Raw genomic sequence first — 20,817 nt, forward strand, 5'->3', positions numbered from 1 at the left:
GAGCGTCTGAAGCTAGACACTATTCTAAGTCGGAAAACTTATACTTTCTTACCTGTAAATACTAAGTGTCAGGCCCCTTTAGAGAGAAATCAGCCATGTATAAAATAGCTGATTTCTTTCTTTTTTGTATTTCACCCTTATAATTAGTGTCAGAAGACTTCCTTAACTGACGAATGGCCCCTGTTTGTGAGATAATACACTTAGAATGAGAGGCTGATTAACAATGACATTTCAAGATTACAACTTAAGCAAGGAGATTACACGGGCGCTAGACGGGCTTGGGTATTCTTCACCAACAGAAGTGCAGGAGAAAGTAATTCCTGCGGCACTTACTAAAAACGATTTAGTTGTCAAATCACAGACGGGTAGCGGGAAGACAGCGGCTTTTGGAATTCCCATCTGTGAAATGGTTGACTGGGACGAGAACAAACCACAGGCGCTAATTTTAACACCGACGCGTGAACTCGCAGATCAGGTCAAAGAAGACATTACAAACATTGGCCGTTTTAAGCGTATTAAAGCTGCCGCTGTTTACGGGAAATCACCATATGCCTATCAAAAAGAAGAACTGAAGCAAAAATGCCACGTAGTTGTCGGGACACCAGGGCGTGTATTCGATCATATTGAGCGAGGTTCACTTGTGCTTGATCGAATTGAATATCTGGTGCTAGATGAAGCTGATGAAATGCTAAATATGGGCTTTATTGACCAAGTCGAATCGATTATTAATAAATTACCGAAAAATAGAACGACTATGCTTTTCTCAGCAACACTTCCAGAAAAGATAGGCAAACTAAGCAGTAAATATATGAAGAACCCGAAAAATATTGAGATAGCTTCTACTGTTACATTGACGGATCAAATTGACCACTCACTTATTATCGTAAGGGATCCACAGAAATTTGACCTGCTGCGTGATGTGACCGTTGTTGAAAATCCAGATAGCTGCATCATTTTTTGCCGGACAAAAGATCAAGTGGATAGTGTTACTGAACAGCTTGAAAAACTCCACTATACTTGCGACAAACTCCATGGCGGCATGATGCAGGAAGACCGTTTCTCTGTCATGGATGAATTCAAGCGTGGCGAATTCCGTTACCTAGTTGCCACAGATGTTGCTGCACGTGGTATTGATATCGACAGCATTACGCATGTAATTAACTATGATCTCCCTGTGGAAACTGAAAGCTATGTACATAGAGTAGGGAGAACTGGACGGGCTGGTAAGAGAGGGAAAGCGATTTCTTTCGTTACGCCTAATGAAAATCACTTCCTTGATGAGATTGAAGCGTACATTGGATTTGAAATTCAACAACGCAGTGCTCCATCCAAACAGGCAGTTGTAGTAGCAATGGGCGCATTTACAGAGAAAATAGAAAGCCTTCCTGAATTGAAAAAGAACAAAAATGAACTAGTAAATAAAGATATTATGAAGCTCTATTTTAACGGTGGTAAAAAGAAAAAGCTTCGCGCGGTTGACTTTGTCGGTACAATTACAAATATTCCTGGCGTATCTGCAGAAGACATCGGAATCATTAAAATCCAGGACACTGTGACCTATATTGATATACTGAATGGCAAAGGTAAGCTGGTGTTGAATGAAATGAAAACGACAACAGTTAAAGGGAAGTTATTGAAAGTGCATAAAGCGAATAAATAAATCTCGATATAAAAAAGCAATCCTTGATCAGTATATTCACTGAACAAGGATTGCTTTTTATATACTACTAAGTCCATTTACCAACTGCTTGTCCCACTTGCACTTCACTGTTCAACTCAATAGTCGGAATGAAGTCCGGATTATTTTCTATAAACAGAATAACTGTAGATCCAAAACTGAAATAACCAAAATCATTTCCTTTAATGCATTCTTTTGATGAATTGTGAAGCTGTATGCTATTCACATTTAAAGCTCCAACTTTTATTATGGCCACTTTTCCGAAATCTGTCATTACTTCTGAAATGAGGCGATGATTCGTGGAGAAGGGGCTCTGTCCAAGACGTAATCCTAAACTATTCACTGGATAAGAAACGCCGCCAAGAGCGTAGCGTGAAACCAAACTTCCTGTAACAGGATAGTGGAAGTGATGATAATGGCTAGGTGACAGGTAAAAGATATAATACGTGCCATCTTTATAAGCAGCTGCTTTTTCAGAGGTACCCATAATTTCGTTTATCTTATACTGATGGCCTTTTATCAGAAAAGATTGGTCGGTAGCTATTTTCCCAACTCCACTTGCAACACCATCCACTGGTGAAGTGAGGGCATTGGGCGAAGGATCCACTTGACGAATACCTTCTTTTAGCTGGCGTGTGAAGAGGGCTTGTAGACTTTTATAGTGTGAGATTGGGTGTTCCATTTCGTCATTATTAATGCGATAAGCATTGCTGAATGGCTGAATGAACGGCCGGCTAAATCGTGAACTTGTAAATGATTTTAAGAGAGCAGAAGAAACTGGATTCCCCGTGAGCTCAACAAAAGATTTAAAAAGTGCTTTTTTCATTTAATTTATCCTCCGAACGATTCATTTACACTTTCGCAATACGAATGTTGCTAATCATCAATACTGACATAATCAACATCAATATAACGAAAAATAATGGACCCACATATGGAACAAGGAAAAAGCTTAGTGTCATGACAACCCCTGCTACCGTAATAGGAACACCATAAAATGCACCATCAAATTCAGATGCATTGTAACGAGCGAGACGAACTGCACCGGCTAAGACATAAAAAACGGTAGCAATGATTCCAAGCCAAGGCGTCGAATAAAGTGTTGTTTCGTAAATCAATAATGCGGGTGCTAATCCGAATGAAACTAAATCACATAATGAATCAAGCTCTTTACCAAAAAGCGATTCTGCATTATAATGTCTCGCGACCATTCCATCGAAACGATCAAATAATGCGGCAAGGAAGATGAAAAGTAAACTCATATGACCTAAGCCTTTTATAATAAGAATAATAGCAATAACGCCGAAACATAAGTTCATCAATGTAATTGCATTTGCTAACTGCGCTTTCACTTTGGATTGTTCAACATAATCAGGTGAAATCATAAAACACCTCCTAATAGTGTACATACGATTTTCGATTAATTAATAGCCATGATTTCAACTACCCGAAAATACAATGATACCATGATTTCTATGGTTAAAACTGTGAAATTAAAGACGAATTAAAATAAAGTATGTAACCGGTAATCTTATATTATACTTGAATAATGAATACTGTGCAATTTAAAGTGTGAATGTCAGCCGTTTTGCTCTCTTTCAATCTCTTGGATCTCGTGTTACTTATAATAAACCGTTATTGAAGTAGGGGTTTCTTGCTACATGAACAAAAGCTTTCAAACAAGCTAAGTGGTGGCGCTACTCCTATATGATTAGCCATAGGAATAACTTCAGTGGACAATAGCTTATTCAGAGATAAGCAGGGGGGGAACTGACCATCTACTATCCCCTACACTTTAAAAAATCATAGCTGCTTTGTCTAATGTAAGCTGAAATCAAGATCTTTGATTTTCCCAAAATGTTTTGGCAAAAAACTCGATGCATCATGAATGTCTTGAGGATTCTTTTTAAAAGAAGTGTAAACGCGCAAAAAGTAGAGCTAATGATTGCAACAAAAAAAGCCCCAATCAATTGCTGATAGGGGCGTTACTGTTATTCAGAGGGACTATTTCGACATCATTAATTTTTTTATATCGTGGCCTTTAAACTTCACTGTCAATTTTAACGTTGTATAATCAATCACTTCGAATGCTTCTGATGCTTGCTTGATGATATCTTCGTCATCCATGTCTGGTTCAAGCGAGAGTTCCTCGAAGATTGTATTAAGCTTTTCCATGGCTTTATTGCCATGCAAGTAGAGGTCCTCTAGTTGATTTTCGTATGTTGCCTCTGTTTTATCACGTTTTTCATCATAATTGGCGGTGACTGCTTGTTTGATTTCTTTTGTATCAATTGCTACATCAAAAGCCGTGAAGCCGTATGTCTCACCAAGCGGCTCTTTGGGTGAATCGGATTCTGTTACTAGGTTCTTATTGCTACAACCGACAATCAGTATTAGTGTAGAAAACATCGCGATTCGTAAAATTAAACGCATCATATTCAACTCGGTCATCCTTTCCGGCCTTATCTAAAGTAGACTACTGTCAATCTAACCGGAGTAGGGGGGAGTTATACGGATAGAGACGATAAATCTGTTTCCAATCACGTGTCAGTATTAAACACCTAAGAAGAACAGTATGACTGGAATAGTGATAATGCTGATTAGTGTTGTGAAAAATGTTGTAAACGATACAAGATCAGGTTCTGTCCCAAACTGTAATGCAAGCATCGTTGTATTTGCCGCTGCCGGCATGGATGCTTGTACAATAACGACCGCTTTTAGAAGGTCATTGACGGGCATGAAATGCAAAATTCCGACTGCGATCAACGGAGAGGCTACCATTCTGATAATACTGACGGCAGAAACATAGCGGTAAGCGACTCTTTTTCGCGAAATGGCCGCAAGCTGCATACCGAGTACGAGCATCACAGTCGGAATAGATGCATCAGCAATGAGGCTAACGGCATCCATGACTGCGTTTGGAATGGGCACTGAAACTAGCTGGAGTCCTATTCCTAAAAAGGCGGCATACATGAGTGGCATACGGATTACCCGCTGTGCGGACTGGCGTAATGTAGATTTTTCTTCTCCACCCATCGCTGCAAAGAAGATGCCGACGGTATTCATTAGTAACGATTGAAATACCATCATAATAACGGCATAGTCAAATCCGACTGCTCCGAATGCAAACAGTACTACCGGAGCTCCGTAGTTCCCGCTATTCATAAATACCCCGCCAAGAATCATTGCTGATAGTTCTGACCGTGTTGCCTTCATACTAATTGCCGTAATCCATACAACAATTAGCAGGATAGTTGTCAGGAGTAAACTAAATAACACAATATAGAAATAGTCCATCGTCAACTCATTTGTGTAAAACGTGCGGAATGCTAAAAAGGGAGACATTAAATAAAGGGCCGCTGTTGAAATTGATTTAATATCAAAGCCTATAAATTTTTGTCCTATGTAGCCAATTGAGAAGATGATAAATACTGGTAAAATAATTAATAGTAAATTCATTAGGGTTCAGCTCCAACGTTTTGACCTGCTACTAGCATAGCAGAATCTGGACTAGTCAACTATAATGATAGACAAACAAAGTAATGTAGCGAAGTCCAGTAGATTTACATTATCTGCACGGTGCATTTTGCTGTAAAAAAAGGAGGTTTTTAGTGTGAATGAAATTGTTTCATTCAAGGAAGTGTCATTCAGTAAGGGGGACAAGGTAATCTTGCAGGCCATTAATTGGTCCGTCCATCAAAATGAACATTGGGGAATACTTGGTTTGAATGGATCAGGGAAAACTTCCCTACTTAGTATCATGTCTGGATTCCATTTCCCTTCAACTGGCGAAGTTAGCGTACTGGGCAATCTGTTTGGGAAGACCAATTTGCCGGAACTCCGTAAAGAAATAGGTTTTGTCAGTAGTTCATTGGAGCGCTTTGCCGAATATTTCAATAATGAAAAGATTGAAAGAGTCGTAGTAAGTGGAAAGTTTGCTAGTTTCGGTATTTATGAGCAAGTGAAAAAAGAAGAATGGGAGAAAGCGGATTCTTTACTCGAGAGCCTGCAGTTGACGTATTTGAAGGGAAAGCCCTATCGGCTACTCTCAGAAGGGGAAAAGAGAAAAGTCATCATCGCCCGTGCGTTAATGAGTGAGCCTAAAATGCTTGTGTTGGACGAACCATGCTCTGGATTGGATATTCTTTCGCGTGAGCGGTTCCTCCAATCACTGGATGGAATTATGAAGGATGAATGTCATATCGTTTATGTAACCCACCATATCGAAGAGCTTGTCCAAGGGATATCACATGTTCTCCTTCTGAAGGATGGAAAAGTCATCGCCGCAGGACCCAAAGAACAAGTAGTTAGCGATGAGTTGCTAAGTGACACATTTGGAATTCCCGTCCATGTGCATTGGAGGGAAAGTAGGCCATGGTTGGAAATAAGGAGCTAGTATTCGTTCACAAAAAAGTACTCTTTGATAAGGCATTGATTTGCTTCTTGCTATACAATTATAGGATAGCGTTTCATCTAATTAGTAATGGAGTGAATGATTTTTATGATGAAGAATGAAAAATCTGCAAAAACGTTTAAAAAACGTAATTATAAACCATGGATTATTGCACTTTCTGTTATACTCATCGGTGCAATTGGCGTTTTGTCTGGAATGCGAGGAGTTAAAGATTTTGATGCATTCGATCTAACAATCCTTCCTTTGATGAATGCAATTTTCAACAGTTTTACATTTGTATTCCTGGTGTGTGCTCTTATCGCTATTCTTAAAAGGAATATCACTGTTCATCGCCGTTTTATCTACGCGGCGTTTGTTACTACATTTCTCTTCCTAATTACGTATGTCTCTTACCATTATCTAGCACCATCCACGCCCTACGGTGGAGAAGGCTTTATGGCTGGATTCTATTACTTCATTCTAATTACACATATTATTCTTGCAGCAGCTATCGTCCCGCTTGCACTGACGAGTGTAGCTCGCGCATGGAATATGGAGAATGAGCGTCATAAGAAAATTGCGCGATGGACAATGCCGATTTGGTTATACGTCAGCTTTACAGGTGTTTTGGTGTATATACTGATTTCACCTTATTATTGAGTGAGTTGCTGGAGTTAGTATAAATGTATGGACAAACACACTTAAATTAACATCATAGTAGCACATGAATTAGCACTGCCTTTTGGTGGTGTTTTTTTTATGTGGAAATTTAGTCAGTGGAATTGAAATACAGGGGAGTGAATTTTGAAAGTGTAATTTAAAGGTCTTTTATTTTGAATTAATGGAACCTTCTGTATAATTAAACGTACTGATAGTAGAGCGTTCTTTTTATGATGAAGGATGCCTTTGATAAAAAGGAGGGTTTTGAGTAATGCCTTAAGAAATGCCTTGAAACTAAGGGAAGTAATTAAATCCAATTATTCACAAATGGTTTTTCAGTGTAAATACAAATGAAAGAGGTCATACATATGAAAAAATGGAGATACATCGGTATTTTTCTTATCGTTATTGCTATTCTCGCAGCATGTTCAAAAAAGGAAACGCCCGAAGATAGGCTTTCGGCTTATATCAAATTATGGAACGATGCTGAGTTTACAAAAATGTATGATGAATATGTAAGTGAAGCTTCAAAAGATGCTTTTGGTTCAAGTGAATATATTGACCGAACGACGAAGCTTTATAAAGATTTAACTATCACTGATGTAAAAGTTGTTTTTACTAAGTCGGATGAAGATAAGAACTATAAACCTGAGGATCAACCGGAGTTTCCTGTACATATAACAATGGAAACCGTTGCAGGACCAGTGGAGTTCGAGAAAAAAGTAATTATGACATATAGTAAATCAAGTGAAGATGAAAATTGGTTTGTCGAATGGGATCCATCTTTCATTCTCCCAGATTTAACGAAGGCAGATAAAGTAGGCATTTCTACTATTTCTTCAAAGCGCGGTGAAATCTTTGATCGTAATGCACTGCCTTTGGCTATAAACGGAAAAGGCTACGAAGCAGGAATCGTACCAGAAAAGTTCAATGAAGAAAGAGATGCAGAAAAACTCGCAACAATACTTAGCGTAACGCCGGAATTTATTAACAAACAACTCACTCAAAGTTGGGTCAAGCCAGATCAATTTGTTCCTATTAAAAAAGTGGCATCAACCCAAGATATGATTATAGAAAAAATGATTGAAGTGCCAGGGGTTACCTATACACAAGTAGAAATGCGAGAATATCCATATGGCGAGTCACTCTCACATCTTACGGGCTATATCAGTCGTATTAATGCTGACGAGTTAGAGAAAGTCAAAGCTCAGGGGTATGGAGAAAACGATTCTATCGGTAAACGTGGACTGGAACAGCTACTTGAAGAACAGCTCCGTGGTCAGGACGGGATTCGAATATATATTGAGAAAACGAAACAAGAAGCAGAGAGAATTACGATAGCTGAGAAAACTGCGGCAGATGGTAATTCAGTCACATTAACAATCGATGCGGAACTTCAGCAGAGGACATTTAATGCGATGAATGGTGAGGTAGGAACAGCGGCAGCAGTGGATCCCAAAACGGGAGAAATGCTTGTGTTGACAAGTTCACCAGCTTTCGATCCAAATGAATTTATGATTGGCGTGGGTTCATCACGCTACCAAGAATTGACTGATGATCCTTTACAACCACTATTAAATCGATTCGCAGCGACATATGCTCCTGGGTCGGCAATAAAACCGATTACAGCGGCAATTGGATTAGAGGCAGGAACGATTGATCCTAGTAAAGGGTATACAATTGAAGGGAAGAGGTGGAAAAAAGATGAATCATGGGGCAATTTTGGTGTCACAAGAGTTTATACTCCACCGAATCCAATCGACTTAAAAAAAGCACTTGCTTACTCGGATAATATCTATTTTGCAAAGGAAGCACTCGAAATGGGGAAAGATACCCTAACTGAAGGTCTAAAAAGATTCGGTTTTGGAGCAGATATTCCCTTTAGTTATCCACTCCGAACTTCTCAAATATCGAATGACGGAACAATCGGGACAGAAGCACAACTTGTGGATACCTCTTATGGACAAGGTCAAATGTTAATGAACATCGCTCACTTAGCTTCGAGTTATGCTCCAATCCTAAATGACGGAAAGATGTTCAAGATGGTTTTATTCGAAGATGAACCAAAAGGTGAAGTATGGGTAGAGGGGCTAATTTCAGCTGACAACGCTGCAATCCTTCGGGCAGACTTACGTGAAGTAGTGGTAAATGGTTCTGCTAAAGATGCAAATATCCCTTCTGTTAAACTTTCTGGGAAGACAGGCACTACAGAATTAAAGTCATCACAGGAAAAGGGCGGCAAGGAAAATGGATTCTTCGTCGGGTATCAAACAGATGAAACGTCTTATATTTTGGCGATGATGATTGAAAGTATAGAGGATAAAGGTGGAAGCAGCTATGTAGTAAAAAAGGTTGCACAAGTCATGGGGAACTAATAGCTTGTGCAAGCATGGTTTGGGTGTCTAGTTCACTGAAAAAACGCAAGTACAGCGAACGATGCTTTTCATAGTATATATGTTGAACGAATGATTCTATATAATCTCCAGCGAAGGCATCTACTGGGGTAGACGAAGCAATAAGACTGAAAGTGATTTTCTGTCCGGCTTATTGTGGGAGGCATCCCATAGCGCCAAGTGTTGTTGGTAGGATTCTTTATTTCAACCTATATAGTTACAAAAATCCTTATTTTATCGATTAAAGTGATGGCTTGCTCGATTTCTAGATTGTCAGGTGATATAGCTTGATTTTAGCCAATCATGTTTTAACTATTATATTAGGAGCGCGATTTAGTACAATTCTATGAACAAATTTTTGAAAGTGTAGAAAATAGTTAGTTCAATATTTGTTTGTTGTTTCATAAAAATGGTAAAATAAAAGTATCACGTGATAGTTTGGAGGCGAGCCTATTGGGAAGGATAAACTAAGAATTGGGGAATTGGCCGACATTGCAGGAGTATCTAAACGGACAATCGATTATTATACAAACTTGAATCTTTTAAAACCATCACGTTCCGATACTGGCTATCGGCTTTTTGAACTTTCTGATGTTGAGCAGTTAGATAAGATTTCACATTTAAAGGGAAAAGGTTTCTCACTTGAAGAAATTAATGAGAAGCTGGCGTTTCCTGATACTAGTGAGCAGGTGCTGGAGAAAGCACTCTTAGTAAAAAGTAATCTTCAGGAACTTTTGGTTTTATTAAAAAGAGCTGAACGGGAAAACTCTTCAATTAAGGAGAGCATCACCCATGACACTCTGCCAGCAATACAAGCTTTATTACAATTACTTGTCTAATTTTACACGCGAAAGTAGCAGACAATCATTTCAGGAGGTGGAGGCCTTGCTTGATGTAAGGTTGACATAGTGGAAATATTAAATTTAGTATTAGTCGCAGTACTAATTGCTTTAACAGCTTTCTTTGTAGCAACAGAATTTGCATTAGTGAAAGTTAGAAGTACAAAAATTGATCAGCTAGTTGCGGAAGGAAGAAAAGGTGCGATATCTGCAAAGCACGTCACCACTCATTTGGACGAGTACCTCTCTGCCTGCCAATTAGGAATTACAATTACTGCTTTAGGGCTTGGTTGGCTTGGGGAACCAACAGTCGAGACAATGCTACATCCACTATTCGAAAAATTCGATGTAGATCCATCTGTTTCCCAGATACTTTCCTTTGTAATCGCCTTTGTCTTCATCACTTTCCTACACGTTGTAGTGGGGGAACTTGCTCCGAAGACAATAGCAATCCAAAAAGCAGAAGCATTGACATTGCTTTTTTCTAAACCAATAATGTGGTTCTATAAATTAATGTTTCCCTTTATCTTTGTGTTGAATGGATCAGCTCGTTTGCTTATAGGTCTATTCGGCTTTAAATCAGCATCGGAACACGAAGTTGCTCATACTGAAGAAGAGTTACGGCTCATTTTGTCAGACAGTTTTAAAAGCGGAGAAATTAACCAGTCCGAACTGAACTATGTTAACAAAATGTTCGAATTTGACAACCGAATTGCAAAAGAGATTATGGTGCCACGGACTGAAATGGTAACGTTCTCCTCGGATGTTTCTTTCGATGAAGTAGCATATACAATCCAAGAGGAAAGATATACTCGTTATCCCATTTACGAGGGGGATATAGATAATATCATAGGTTTTATCAACAGTAAGGATTTGCTATACTTTACACTCGGAGATCGCTCGGCCTTAGAGTCATTCTCTATTAAAGACTTGTTGCATCCGATACCAGTGGTAATCGAAACATTGCCCATTGATGAAGTTCTAAAAAGAATGCAAAACGAACGGTCCCAATTATCGCTTGTAATCGATGAATATGGCGGTACGGCTGGAATGGTAACAATCGAAGACATCCTTGAAGAAATTGTCGGGGATATACACGATGAATTTGATGCAGATGAGATCGCGGAAATCACAAGAATTGCAGAAGACCATTATATCGTCAGCGGTAAAGTATTGATAGAAGAAATTAATGATTTACTTGGAACATCATTGGAAAATGAAACTGTGGATATGATTGGCGGATGGTGCTTGTCGCAGAATTACGAACTTGAAGAAGACGAAGTGATTGAGAAAGACGGCTTTCTTTTTATAATCAAAGAACTAGACGGGCATCAAATACGCTATATAGAAATCCGGAAAAACGAATAGACTATTCATTCAAAACAAAAGGACCTAAAAAGGTCCTTTTGTTTTGAAAAAATTTAGTTGAAGTTCTCTTAAGGGTTAGTTGACCATAAACCAGCAGATTTAACTAGGATCCGCGGGTGCAGTTTCAATTGTGCAACCATTACTTCAGCAAGATCTTCAGGCTGCATCACTTTATCCGGGTTGCCGTCTGTCAAGTTTTCACTGAAAGCCAAATCTGTAGCGACTGTGCTCGGTGTCAATGCGCTGACACGGATATTATGTTTTCTCACTTCAAGCATAAGCGATTCCGTAAGTCCGAGAACACCGAATTTTGATGCACTGTATGCGCTTGTAACTGGTGCTCCTTTTTGACCGGCAGTTGAGGAAATATTAATGATGTCGCCTGATTCTCTTTCAATCATTTCTGGTAGAACAGCTCGTGTGACGTAATAGACGCCCATCAAGTTAACATCGATTATATTTTTGAATTCTTCTGGTGAAAGTTCAAGGAACTTGCCGAATTTACCGATGCCTGCATTGTTAATGAGGATATCGATGGGACCAAGCTCTGATTTGATATGTTCGACTGCAGCAATGACTGATTCATTATCCGACACATCGGCAGTTGCCATCGTCACTTCGACACCGTATTCGCTAAGTTCTTTTGCTACTTTCTCAAGGTTTTCGGCTGTTTTTCCGATAAGTCCTACATTGATGCCTTCTTGAGCAAAAGCAATGGCTGTCGCGCGGCCGATACCTCTGCCTGCACCAGTAATTATAGCATTTTTACCTTTTATGATTTGCATACATAACACTCCCTCTATGAAAGTTTCTACATAGAGCAGTATAACAAATGCAGCGCGAATTAGTGTCCGCGGCGATTATAAGAAACGTTTTTGAGGAACTGAGGTGTGAAAAAAGTGGCATCACAAGCAGATGCCAACCGTAAATAGTTACCTAAAATCGGTTTTATCCAAGCTTATACTGCTTTCATAACAATAATGATTGAATATATATGTTGAACAAATGAATACGGCGTATGCGCTTTACAAGGGCTTTTGGGCGGCCACTGAAAAAGTCCCGAAACTTAGCACAATTAGAATTCCTGCCAATACCGCTTCGACGCTTTGTGGATGCCTCCCGCGGTAAGCCAGAAAGAAGACCGCTTTCAGTCTTATCGCTCCGGCTACCACGAAGTCGCGCCTTCGCTGGATGGTCTATTTGAGAAAGAGCATTTCATTATCTGCGATGAAATCTGCAAGCTGGGGCACGTCTTTCTTGAAAAAAATTGTATCAACTAGTCATCACCTTATAATCTCAGCATATACATCTCAAAATTACATTTCTCTCGATAATGAACACCCTAGCGAAAGGCATCTCCAAAGCGCCAAACGTTCTACAATCCACACACCGAATTAAGAGGCCACTGAAAAAGTTCTTTTTTATAGTAAGAACTAGTTGATTGTAGTGAAGAGCGGCGACTCCGGCGGGAACTGCACGAGCTGAAGACCCCGCAGGAAGAGCCGTTACGAAGAACGGCTTTTGCGAGCAAAAGCGCTAGCGTTGGGAGCACGGGGCAAGAATGCCTTAATTTCTGCAAAGAACGCAGAAATACGGCCAATCGAACCCTTTGCTGTTCGATTGGCTGAAGCCGTGCCCGCGGAAAGCGTCCGCTCGGAACGGAAATCAACGGGATTGAAGGATATCGTACATTTTCAGTGGCCTCCGAATTTAAATTCTCACCTTATTGAGCGCCACAGTAAATTCAGTGGGATTCTTTAATTCAACATATTTAGCTCTTTTATACTTCCAATGGGAAATTTGAAATCATCATGATGCCCTCCGTAGATAAATTATATGGCTCTTCATTTCAATAAATCATCTTTTTGATTTGATACTTGACTACCATTTCTATTCCAAAGTTCAGATATCGTGACAAATTCATATCCCTGCTTCTTAAGTGCAGGTAGAATTTCTTCGAGTGCTTGCACGGTTTGGGAGCGATCACCGCCCGCATCGTGAAATAAAACGACATCACCTGGTTTAGCACCTGATAATACGGTTGTTACAATTTTATTTACCCCTGGTCTTTGCCAATCCTTTGTATCTTGATGCCATGACCACATAACCACCTTAAACCCATTCTCTACAGCAATATTAATAATACGATCATTATAACTTCCACCTACGGGCCGATATAACGTTGGATAAGTACCGGTAATGTCATAAATGACCTCATTCGTTTTTATTAATTCATTTTCTAGTACTTCTGCAGTTTTTGAATAGGGGTGGGTATACGTATGATTAGCTATTTCATGGCCTTCATCTTCTTCTCTAAGGATAATAGCTGGAAATTTTTTAGCGTGCTCTCCAATAACGAAAAAAGTTGCCTTCGCATCGTATTTAGCAAGTACATTTAAGATTTGTGGTGTATAAGTAGGGTGTGGACCATCGTCAAATGTAAGAGCAATGACTTTCTCTGTTGTTTTGATATCCCACAGCACATACCCTTTATCCTCGTAATAAGGCCTATCTTTCTCTGTTGCAAAAGAAACATAAGCAATTGAAAAAAACATCACACTAACAATTCCTATTTTTAATCCCCAATACTTCACGCATTATTCCTCCTTGCCTTGCTATTTTGGCAGAGGATTCATTGTTGTTTGTGTCCTCGCAAATAGTATTTGTCAAAGAGGAAGGATTATACGGCTATTTTTTTGTACTTCGAGTCATTTATTTTTTATCCAGATTGGACTTGATCATAAGGATAACGGAAAGACTCTTTTTTCGGTTTCAGCAGTAAAAAGAATAATGTCAGTGGACCAATTCGACCTAAAAACATCACCACACATAATAGCACTCTTCCAATAGCACTAAAGTCTTCGGTTACCCCCATTGATAATCCCACAGTCCCGAATGCTGAAAAGACTTCGAATGCGAGAGGAAATACCGGGATGGTTTCTATAATCGTTAATATAAATATAAAACCAAAAACGATCATAGTACTAACCGTTGCAATTGCCAATGATCGAAAGATAATGTCGAATTTAATCGTCCTCCCAAAAAGATGAGGTTCGCGTATGGATCTAAAATAGGAGAGGGTAGCTATGACAATAATCATAAATGTAGTTAATTTAATCCCCGATGCAGTTGAAGCACTACCTCCTCCGATGAACATGAGGAGCATTGTAAATAACAAAGAAGGATCTTCCATGTCACCAATCGAGATTGTATTAAAGCCGGCAGTACGGGGAGAAACCGCTTGGAAATAAGATGCCAGTGCTTTATCGGCCAATGAAAAGTCAGCAATTGTATGCGTATTATTAAACTCAAGCACAAAGATTGTCACTGTGGCTACACAATTTAATGCAATCGTTCCAGTAATCATCATCTTTGTATGAAGTGACCAATGCACAAACGACTTGTTTTTGACAAGATCGAGCACGACTACAAACCCCAATCCTCCAATGATGAGTAATGAAGAAAGAACAAGATTAACGAGCGGGTCACTAACAAATTGAGCAAGGTTATCAGGAAATAATGAAAATCCTGCGTTATTAAATGCCGAGATGACATGGAAAACACTGTAATAAATCCCATCCCGTAACCCAAAGGTAGGTACCCAATGGAGCGATAAGATGATAATAGCAATCCCTTCAACAATCAGAACAAAAAGTAAAATCTGACGAACGAATTTCACCATTCCTCCGAGCGTTTGAAAACTAAAGGATTCTTGTAGATAAATTCTGTTCTGCATCCCAACTTTTCGCCCAAGCAATAAAAGTATGGCTACGGCAAATACCATTAAGCCAATTCCGCCCAATTGAATAAGAGACAGTAAAACGATTTCTCCAAATAATGTAAGTGTAGAGCCTGGATCGAATACAATTAGCCCAGTCACTGTCGTTGCAGACGTCACTGTAAATAGTGCATCAATCCAAGTGATTGGGCGCTCAGTTGCGATCGGCAATTTCAAAAGTAACGTGCCGATAAGGATTAGTAGGAGGAAATTTCCGGCAATTACCACTGGAGGAGAGATGTGTCGTCTATATAGTTTCTTTGAGTGCATATGCATGCTCCCATCCTATAGAATATGGAATTCTTATTGCGGGCTAGTCGAAAGATATCTAGTGATTAACCAACTAAAGTAAACCTTTCCGATTGCAGTCTCTCGATGGAGAGTAGTATTTTCCATTCGACTGTTACTATCTGAGCTAAAAAGATGAGAATGACACAGCGGATAGAAATTTATGCGTGTCAGCTTGATAGTGTTTAGTTGCTTACATATTATCAGAATAGGTGCTTTTTTACGATACTTTTTTTGGAAATAAACAACTATATAAGTTGGACATTCGAATACCTATATAAATTGAGTGAAGGTGCCTTAAAAGGGGGAGGCATCCCCAAGCGCTGTAGCTAATTCAATGAAGTTCTTTATTTCAACACTTACAATGCAAAAAGTCTCTTTTAAAGTGTTAAAATGCTTCCGCCTAGCCATTTTAAATCAGAATGAAAAATCTCATTACCTATTTTATTTGAAGGGCGGGGCGAGATTATTTTTGATGGGGGTAACTTTAATAATAGTTCATTTATTTTGAAACCGCTTACAAATAATTCGGAAATACGGTTGACTTTGTTCCAAACAGCCCTTAATATATCTATTAACGACTATTAAGCGACAGTTAATAATTTTGAAAATACTTCAATCTGGGGGAATATAGATGGATCAACAAAATGAGAGAAAAATCGGTTTTTGGATGGCGTTACTTCCTTTAGTCGTAATGATTGTTGTCATGATATTTACGGTTGTTAAATTAGAACAAGGTCCTCATATTCCATTGATAATTGGAACATCGACTGCAGCTATTGTAGCTTGGCGAGCTGGATTTACTTGGAAGGAAATTGAGGAAATGATGTATAAAGGTATTCGATTGGCTCTTCCGGCTGTCGTTATCATTATTTTGGTAGGGCTGACAATTGGAGCGTGGATGGGCGGCGGAATTGTTGCAACGATGATTTACTATGGTTTGCAAATCATTACACCAGCTTGGTTTCTCGTAACAATTTGTCTTATTTGTTCAATTGTATCTTTGGCAATTGGTAGCTCATGGTCGACAATGGGAACAATCGGCGTAGCGGGAATGGGAATCGGTTTAAGTATGGGGATTCCAGCAGGTATGATTGCAGGAGCAATTATATCAGGAGCCTACTTTGGGGATAAAATGTCACCGCTTTCAGATACTACGAATTTAGCAGCAGGGTTAACAGGGACGGATTTGTTTGATCATATCAAGCATATGTTTTACACGACGATTCCTGGCTTAGCAATTGCTCTTGGCGTCTATGCCTTTTTAGGAAATCGTTTTGCAGCAAACAATATTGAAGTAGAAGAAATTGCGCAAACAGCACAAGTGTTAAAAGAAAGCTTTGTCATTTCACCGTGGTTGATGCTTGTACCATTGGCCGTTGTTGTACTTGTTGCTGTAAAAGTACCTGCTATACCTGCTCTTGTAATAGGAATTGTGCTTGGATTCCTATCACAAATTTTTGTACAGGGCGGTACGCTTATTGCAGGCATTGAGGCTTTGCAAAGCGGATTCACAATTGCCACAGGGAATGTAATGGTAGATGCTTTGTTTAACGGTGGCGGATTGGATTCGATGATGTTTACGGTATCTATGACTATTGTCGCCATGACATTTGGCGGGATTCTAGAGTTTTCGGGCATGCTTATGTCATTAATGAATCAACTGCTTAAAGTTGTTAAATCTTCCGCGTCGTTAATTATCTCGACAATCGGAGCTTGTTTCTTAACAAACGCATCTTGTTCAGAGCAATATATCTCTATCGTCGTTCCATCACGGATGTTCAGTAAAGCGTATCAGAATATGGGCTTGCATTCGAAAAACTTATCACGTGCACTTGAAGACGGTGGAACGCTGACTTCGGTTTTCATCCCATGGAATACATGCGGTGTATTCATTTTTGGAACATTGGGAGTAAGTGTTGTACAATACGGTCCATATGCCATATTGAATTTAGTTGTTCCTTTGATATCCATTATTTATGCATTAACAGGCTTTTCGATTGTGAAGTTGACTGAACAAGAAAAGGAAAAACTTGCAGTAGATGAATTAAAAAAAGAAAAAGTAAACGAAGAGGTAAATTTGGCTTAAAAACAAAAGCGTAAGCGCTGGAGTTTAGACGAGAAAGAATGGAAAGTTCACATCTATCAAGTGAACTTTCCATTCTTTTTAAAAATAAGGGTGAAAGTTAAATTCATATAAAGCGCGAGGTCTTCCTTGTCGGTAGGTCATTTCTTCACCAATGATCGTCGCATACTTATAGTCGACGAGTTTTTTTAATGTACGTTCTGCTGTTCTTCGTGAGACATCTAAATATAATGCCAAATCATTTGCAGTAAATTGTTTCGTTTGACGCATCAGACTATATTGCATCAATTTAGAGATATTTGCTGGACTGAGCTTGGTTTTTTCGGCCATCTCCACAAGGGCAGGTTCAGTGATTTTCATCTCAACGGTTACTTCCGATTGTGGAAACGGACCATGCAATCTTTTGTTTGTATCTAACATATAAAAACAATGACCATCACTTAGTTGTATAAGATTGAGTGCGAAGTTCGCGTTTTCAGTTGCATCAATGATTGATTCGCCACAGCCGAATGCCATTTTCGCTTTGGTAGCAAGTGATTGGAACGTAGAAAGAAATTCCTTGTTTTTTATAGCGGATTCGATGTTTCCCATTGAAGTGTACAGGGTGAAATCACCGTCATGTACACTCCAACGAGCCTGCATGATGGACGCCATTTTCGCAATAGATGTCTCTACGTTTTGTCGCGAAGAAATTGATTTTACAATTCCGACTGCGATCTGTGCGGAGTTACTTTTTTGTAACAATGCTTGCTGTTTTGCCTGTTCAATACTCCGAAGAATCGTACTTTCAGGGTCAATCATCTTACATGCAGGAATGTTTTGCTGCTGTAGCTGTTCGAAAACAGCATGGACACTTGTAATCGCCATATCTGTTTTACCTTGTAAAGAAAGAGTTTGATGATAGGACGTTATGGTAGTGATTTTTTCATCATCTTTTAGCAAGTGAACAAAAGGCAACTCCACACTTCGACCTAAATCATTGAGTACGTGTTCAATATAGGATTGCTCACGTACGTCGATGGATACGCGACTCAAATCCTGCTGGTTCTGTGCAGATAAATGAAGCAATGTAATGGCAACTGCCGTTTCATCTTGTTGCAGGTAAATGGTTGGGATAGGTAGGTTATCAAGTTGTTTCTTGGAATAAAAGTAAGGCAGGGAACCTGAAAACAAAAGGGCATCACACGGTTTAAGTGTCTGCAGTAAACTCGGTGCCTCACTGGGTTCAGCGTAGCGATACCAGTTAAGTTCAATATCTTTTCGTTTGTTGACAAGTTGTTCTGTACGTTGGCAAAAATCAGTTGACCCGATAACTGCGATTTTAATCTTCACGATGAACCCCCAATGATTAGCGACTATTTAACGACAATGATACAATAAAAAATAGAGTTTGCCAAGAGAGAGGATTTTGACTTATGAAAATAGCTGAAATTGAAATTTATGCGATTCACCTACCACTTTATGAACCCTTTATTATTAGTTACGCTACTTATGATTATATGCCATCCATCATTGTCAAAATCACAACGGATACCGGTTTAGTCGGCTATGGAGAAGGTGTTGCCGATGAACATGTAACGGGTGAGAGTTGGAAAGGTACTTTTGAAATCTTGAAAAATACCCTGGCACCGAAGTTAATAGGTGAAAATCCTATGAATATGGAGCGAATTCATGAACTGATGGATGCTGAAATTTACGGAGTACCAACAGCAAAAGCTGCAATTGACATAGCATGCTATGATGTTGCAGGAAAAGCACTTGATGTCCCTGTCTATAATCTTCTTGGGGGAAGATACCACGAAGAGTTTCCGATTACGCATGTGTTAAGCATCGCAGCTCCGGAAGCAATGGCGAATGAAGCAGAAGAACGTGTAGCCGCTGGATACCGTTCGATGAAAATGAAAGTCGGCACCAATGTAGCGGACGATGTATTACGCATTCAAGCGGTACGTGAGCGTGTAGGCGAGGATATTGCGATTCGTGTCGATGTTAACCAAGGTTGGGTAAATAGCGCCAATACATTACAAGGTCTTCAGAAGTTGCAGAACTGTTCGCTAGATTGGTTGGAGCAGCCAGTACGAGCTGACGATATAGACGGCATGGTCGAAGTGAAATCTAAGTCTTCTACTCCAATGATGATTGACGAAGGTTTGCGTGGCGTGCGTGATATGAGAGAAATCATTGCGAAGCGTGCTGCTGATAAAGTGAACATTAAATTGATGAAATGTGGCGGGATATATCCTGCGACAAAGCTTGCCCATATGGCGGAAATGGCGGGGATTGAGTGTCAGATAGGTTCGATGGTGGAGTCATCTATCGGATCTGCGGCAGGATTCCACGTCGCATTCTCGAAAAAAATAATTACAAGTGTGGAATTAACAGGACCGCTTAAGTTCAGCAAAGACATTGGAAATTTACATTATGACGTTCCATTTATCCGTTTGAGTGGCAAGCCGGGATTAGGAATCGACATTGATGAGCAAGTGTTGCAGGAACTGACTGTGTTCTCAGAGAAGGTAAGCGGATGAGGGAAAAGCATTTGTTGAAAAACGGGCGTGAAATTACTATAAAACGCTTAGAAGCAGATCGGCTCGACGAAATTCTTATCCTTCAGCGGAAAGTGATTGAATCATTATCTACAGGTTCTTTTTTACAGCCGTTGACAGAAGAAGAGTTTAGCTATATTTTAAACGGCAAAGGACTCATGATTGGTGCCTATTATCATGAACAACTGATTGCATTTCGGGCCATGCTTGAACCAGAACTGGATGAAGAGCATCTAGGGAAAGATGCGGGACTACCAAGAAGTGAATGGGCGCTTGTGCTCTATTCCGAAATCTCGAATGTCGATCCGGACTTCCAAGGCAATGGCTTACAAGTGTTATTGGGGAAAGTTCTAATGAAGCAAGTAGATTCACAGCAATTTCGCTATATTTGTACAACTGTTGCACCATTTAATATTGCCAGTCTAAAAGATAAATTTGCACATGGTATGCAAATTGTAGCATTAAAAGTGAAATATGGTGATTTACTCAGATATATTTTGATGAAAGATTTAACAGGCCCTTTAATAGAACAGGATACCTTGGACTGTTGCTTTGTCTTGATGGCGGATACAGAACAACAACAAAAGTACCTGTATGATGGTTGGAAGGGGACAGGCATTGAACAAGTGGATAACCAATGGGTTGTTCGTTTTGAAAAGTGATCTTGATAGAATAAAACCTTACTTTACAAGATACATGTAAAGTAAGGTTTTTTTAGATGTGATTAAATTGTAATTAGATGTTAATACCTATGTCATTATATTTTATTATTACAACTATACTACTAG

Annotated in this window: 17 protein-coding genes; 9 read left to right on the plus strand and 8 right to left on the minus strand. The window is 39.4% G+C overall.

Annotated features, from left to right (window positions below):
• Positions 1–223: 223 nt before the first annotated feature.
• The gene (locus ACP8HG_RS00880; protein ID WP_438298045.1) at positions 224–1,660 is read left to right on the plus strand and encodes a DEAD/DEAH box helicase; all 1,437 of its coding nucleotides are present in this window, start codon (positions 224–226) and stop codon (positions 1,658–1,660) included.
• Between the two features lie 67 nt (positions 1,661–1,727).
• On the opposite strand, the gene ACP8HG_RS00885 is transcribed toward ACP8HG_RS00880, so the two are convergent.
• From ACP8HG_RS00885 to ACP8HG_RS00900, 4 genes are all read right to left on the minus strand, one after another.
• Positions 1,728–2,504, minus strand: coding sequence for a phosphatidylserine decarboxylase (locus ACP8HG_RS00885; protein WP_067206852.1), 777 nt, complete (start codon positions 2,502–2,504; stop codon positions 1,728–1,730).
• A 25-nt stretch (positions 2,505–2,529) separates the two neighbouring features.
• The gene (gene pssA, locus ACP8HG_RS00890) at positions 2,530–3,063 is read right to left on the minus strand and encodes a CDP-diacylglycerol--serine O-phosphatidyltransferase (protein ID WP_067206854.1); all 534 of its coding nucleotides are present in this window, start codon (positions 3,061–3,063) and stop codon (positions 2,530–2,532) included.
• A 619-nt stretch (positions 3,064–3,682) separates the two neighbouring features.
• Positions 3,683–4,129, minus strand: a complete 447-nt coding sequence (locus tag ACP8HG_RS00895) for a YusW family protein (RefSeq protein ID WP_082786508.1) — start codon at positions 4,127–4,129, stop codon at positions 3,683–3,685.
• A 102-nt stretch (positions 4,130–4,231) separates the two neighbouring features.
• Complete coding sequence (locus ACP8HG_RS00900) at positions 4,232–5,137, minus strand: AEC family transporter (RefSeq protein ID WP_067206859.1); 906 nt, start codon at positions 5,135–5,137, stop codon at positions 4,232–4,234.
• Between the two features lie 154 nt (positions 5,138–5,291).
• Here ACP8HG_RS00900 and ACP8HG_RS00905 point away from each other — a divergent pair, with 154 nt between their 5' ends.
• The 5 genes from ACP8HG_RS00905 to ACP8HG_RS00925 all read left to right on the plus strand — a co-directional run bounded on the left by ACP8HG_RS00905 (position 5,292) and on the right by ACP8HG_RS00925 (position 11,331).
• Complete coding sequence (locus ACP8HG_RS00905) at positions 5,292–6,074, plus strand: ABC transporter ATP-binding protein (RefSeq protein WP_438298046.1); 783 nt, start codon at positions 5,292–5,294, stop codon at positions 6,072–6,074.
• 105 nt (positions 6,075–6,179) lie between these two features.
• A complete protein-coding gene (locus ACP8HG_RS00910) occupies positions 6,180–6,731 on the plus strand; it encodes a DUF420 domain-containing protein (RefSeq protein ID WP_370569972.1) in 552 nt (183 codons plus the stop codon).
• Positions 6,732–7,099: 368 nt separating this feature from the next.
• Positions 7,100–9,106, plus strand: coding sequence for a penicillin-binding transpeptidase domain-containing protein (locus tag ACP8HG_RS00915; RefSeq protein ID WP_338653175.1), 2,007 nt, complete (start codon positions 7,100–7,102; stop codon positions 9,104–9,106).
• A gap of 500 nt (positions 9,107–9,606) precedes the next feature.
• The gene (locus ACP8HG_RS00920) at positions 9,607–9,963 is read left to right on the plus strand and encodes a MerR family transcriptional regulator (protein WP_438298047.1); all 357 of its coding nucleotides are present in this window, start codon (positions 9,607–9,609) and stop codon (positions 9,961–9,963) included.
• A 69-nt stretch (positions 9,964–10,032) separates the two neighbouring features.
• Entirely contained in the window at positions 10,033–11,331 is a 1,299-nt protein-coding gene (locus ACP8HG_RS00925; protein ID WP_340765671.1) for a hemolysin family protein, read from the plus strand.
• A gap of 68 nt (positions 11,332–11,399) precedes the next feature.
• On the opposite strand, the gene ACP8HG_RS00930 is transcribed toward ACP8HG_RS00925, so the two are convergent.
• The 3 genes from ACP8HG_RS00930 to ACP8HG_RS00940 all read right to left on the minus strand — a co-directional run bounded on the left by ACP8HG_RS00930 (position 11,400) and on the right by ACP8HG_RS00940 (position 15,379).
• A complete protein-coding gene (locus ACP8HG_RS00930; RefSeq protein ID WP_340765670.1) occupies positions 11,400–12,116 on the minus strand; it encodes a 3-ketoacyl-ACP reductase in 717 nt (238 codons plus the stop codon).
• A 1,059-nt stretch (positions 12,117–13,175) separates the two neighbouring features.
• A complete protein-coding gene (locus tag ACP8HG_RS00935; RefSeq protein WP_187047811.1) occupies positions 13,176–13,886 on the minus strand; it encodes a polysaccharide deacetylase family protein in 711 nt (236 codons plus the stop codon).
• Between the two features lie 164 nt (positions 13,887–14,050).
• A complete protein-coding gene (locus tag ACP8HG_RS00940; RefSeq protein WP_067206874.1) occupies positions 14,051–15,379 on the minus strand; it encodes a TrkH family potassium uptake protein in 1,329 nt (442 codons plus the stop codon).
• A 652-nt stretch (positions 15,380–16,031) separates the two neighbouring features.
• On the opposite strand from ACP8HG_RS00940, the gene nhaC reads away from it, so the two are divergent.
• On the plus strand, positions 16,032–17,486 hold the full coding sequence (gene nhaC, locus ACP8HG_RS00945; RefSeq protein WP_067206876.1) for a Na+/H+ antiporter NhaC: 1,455 nt from the start codon (positions 16,032–16,034) through the stop codon (positions 17,484–17,486).
• 78 nt (positions 17,487–17,564) lie between these two features.
• Here nhaC and ACP8HG_RS00950 read toward each other — a convergent pair whose 3' ends face one another.
• Positions 17,565–18,815 (minus strand): hypothetical protein, encoded by a 1,251-nt coding sequence (locus tag ACP8HG_RS00950; RefSeq protein WP_438298048.1) that lies wholly within the window; start codon positions 18,813–18,815, stop codon positions 17,565–17,567.
• 83 nt (positions 18,816–18,898) lie between these two features.
• On the opposite strand from ACP8HG_RS00950, the gene ACP8HG_RS00955 reads away from it, so the two are divergent.
• A complete protein-coding gene (locus ACP8HG_RS00955) occupies positions 18,899–20,011 on the plus strand; it encodes a mandelate racemase/muconate lactonizing enzyme family protein (RefSeq protein WP_438298049.1) in 1,113 nt (370 codons plus the stop codon).
• Positions 20,008–20,691 carry a GNAT family N-acetyltransferase gene (locus ACP8HG_RS00960; protein WP_438298050.1) on the plus strand — a complete coding sequence of 228 codons (684 nt, stop codon included), beginning with the start codon at positions 20,008–20,010 and terminating at the stop codon, positions 20,689–20,691. The genes ACP8HG_RS00955 and ACP8HG_RS00960 overlap by 4 nt, the downstream gene beginning before the upstream one ends.
• Positions 20,692–20,817: the final 126 nt, after the last annotated feature.

The organism is Sporosarcina sp. FA15 (assembly GCF_051550195.1).
Classification (GTDB): Bacteria; Bacillota; Bacilli; order Bacillales_A; family Planococcaceae; genus Sporosarcina; species Sporosarcina psychrophila.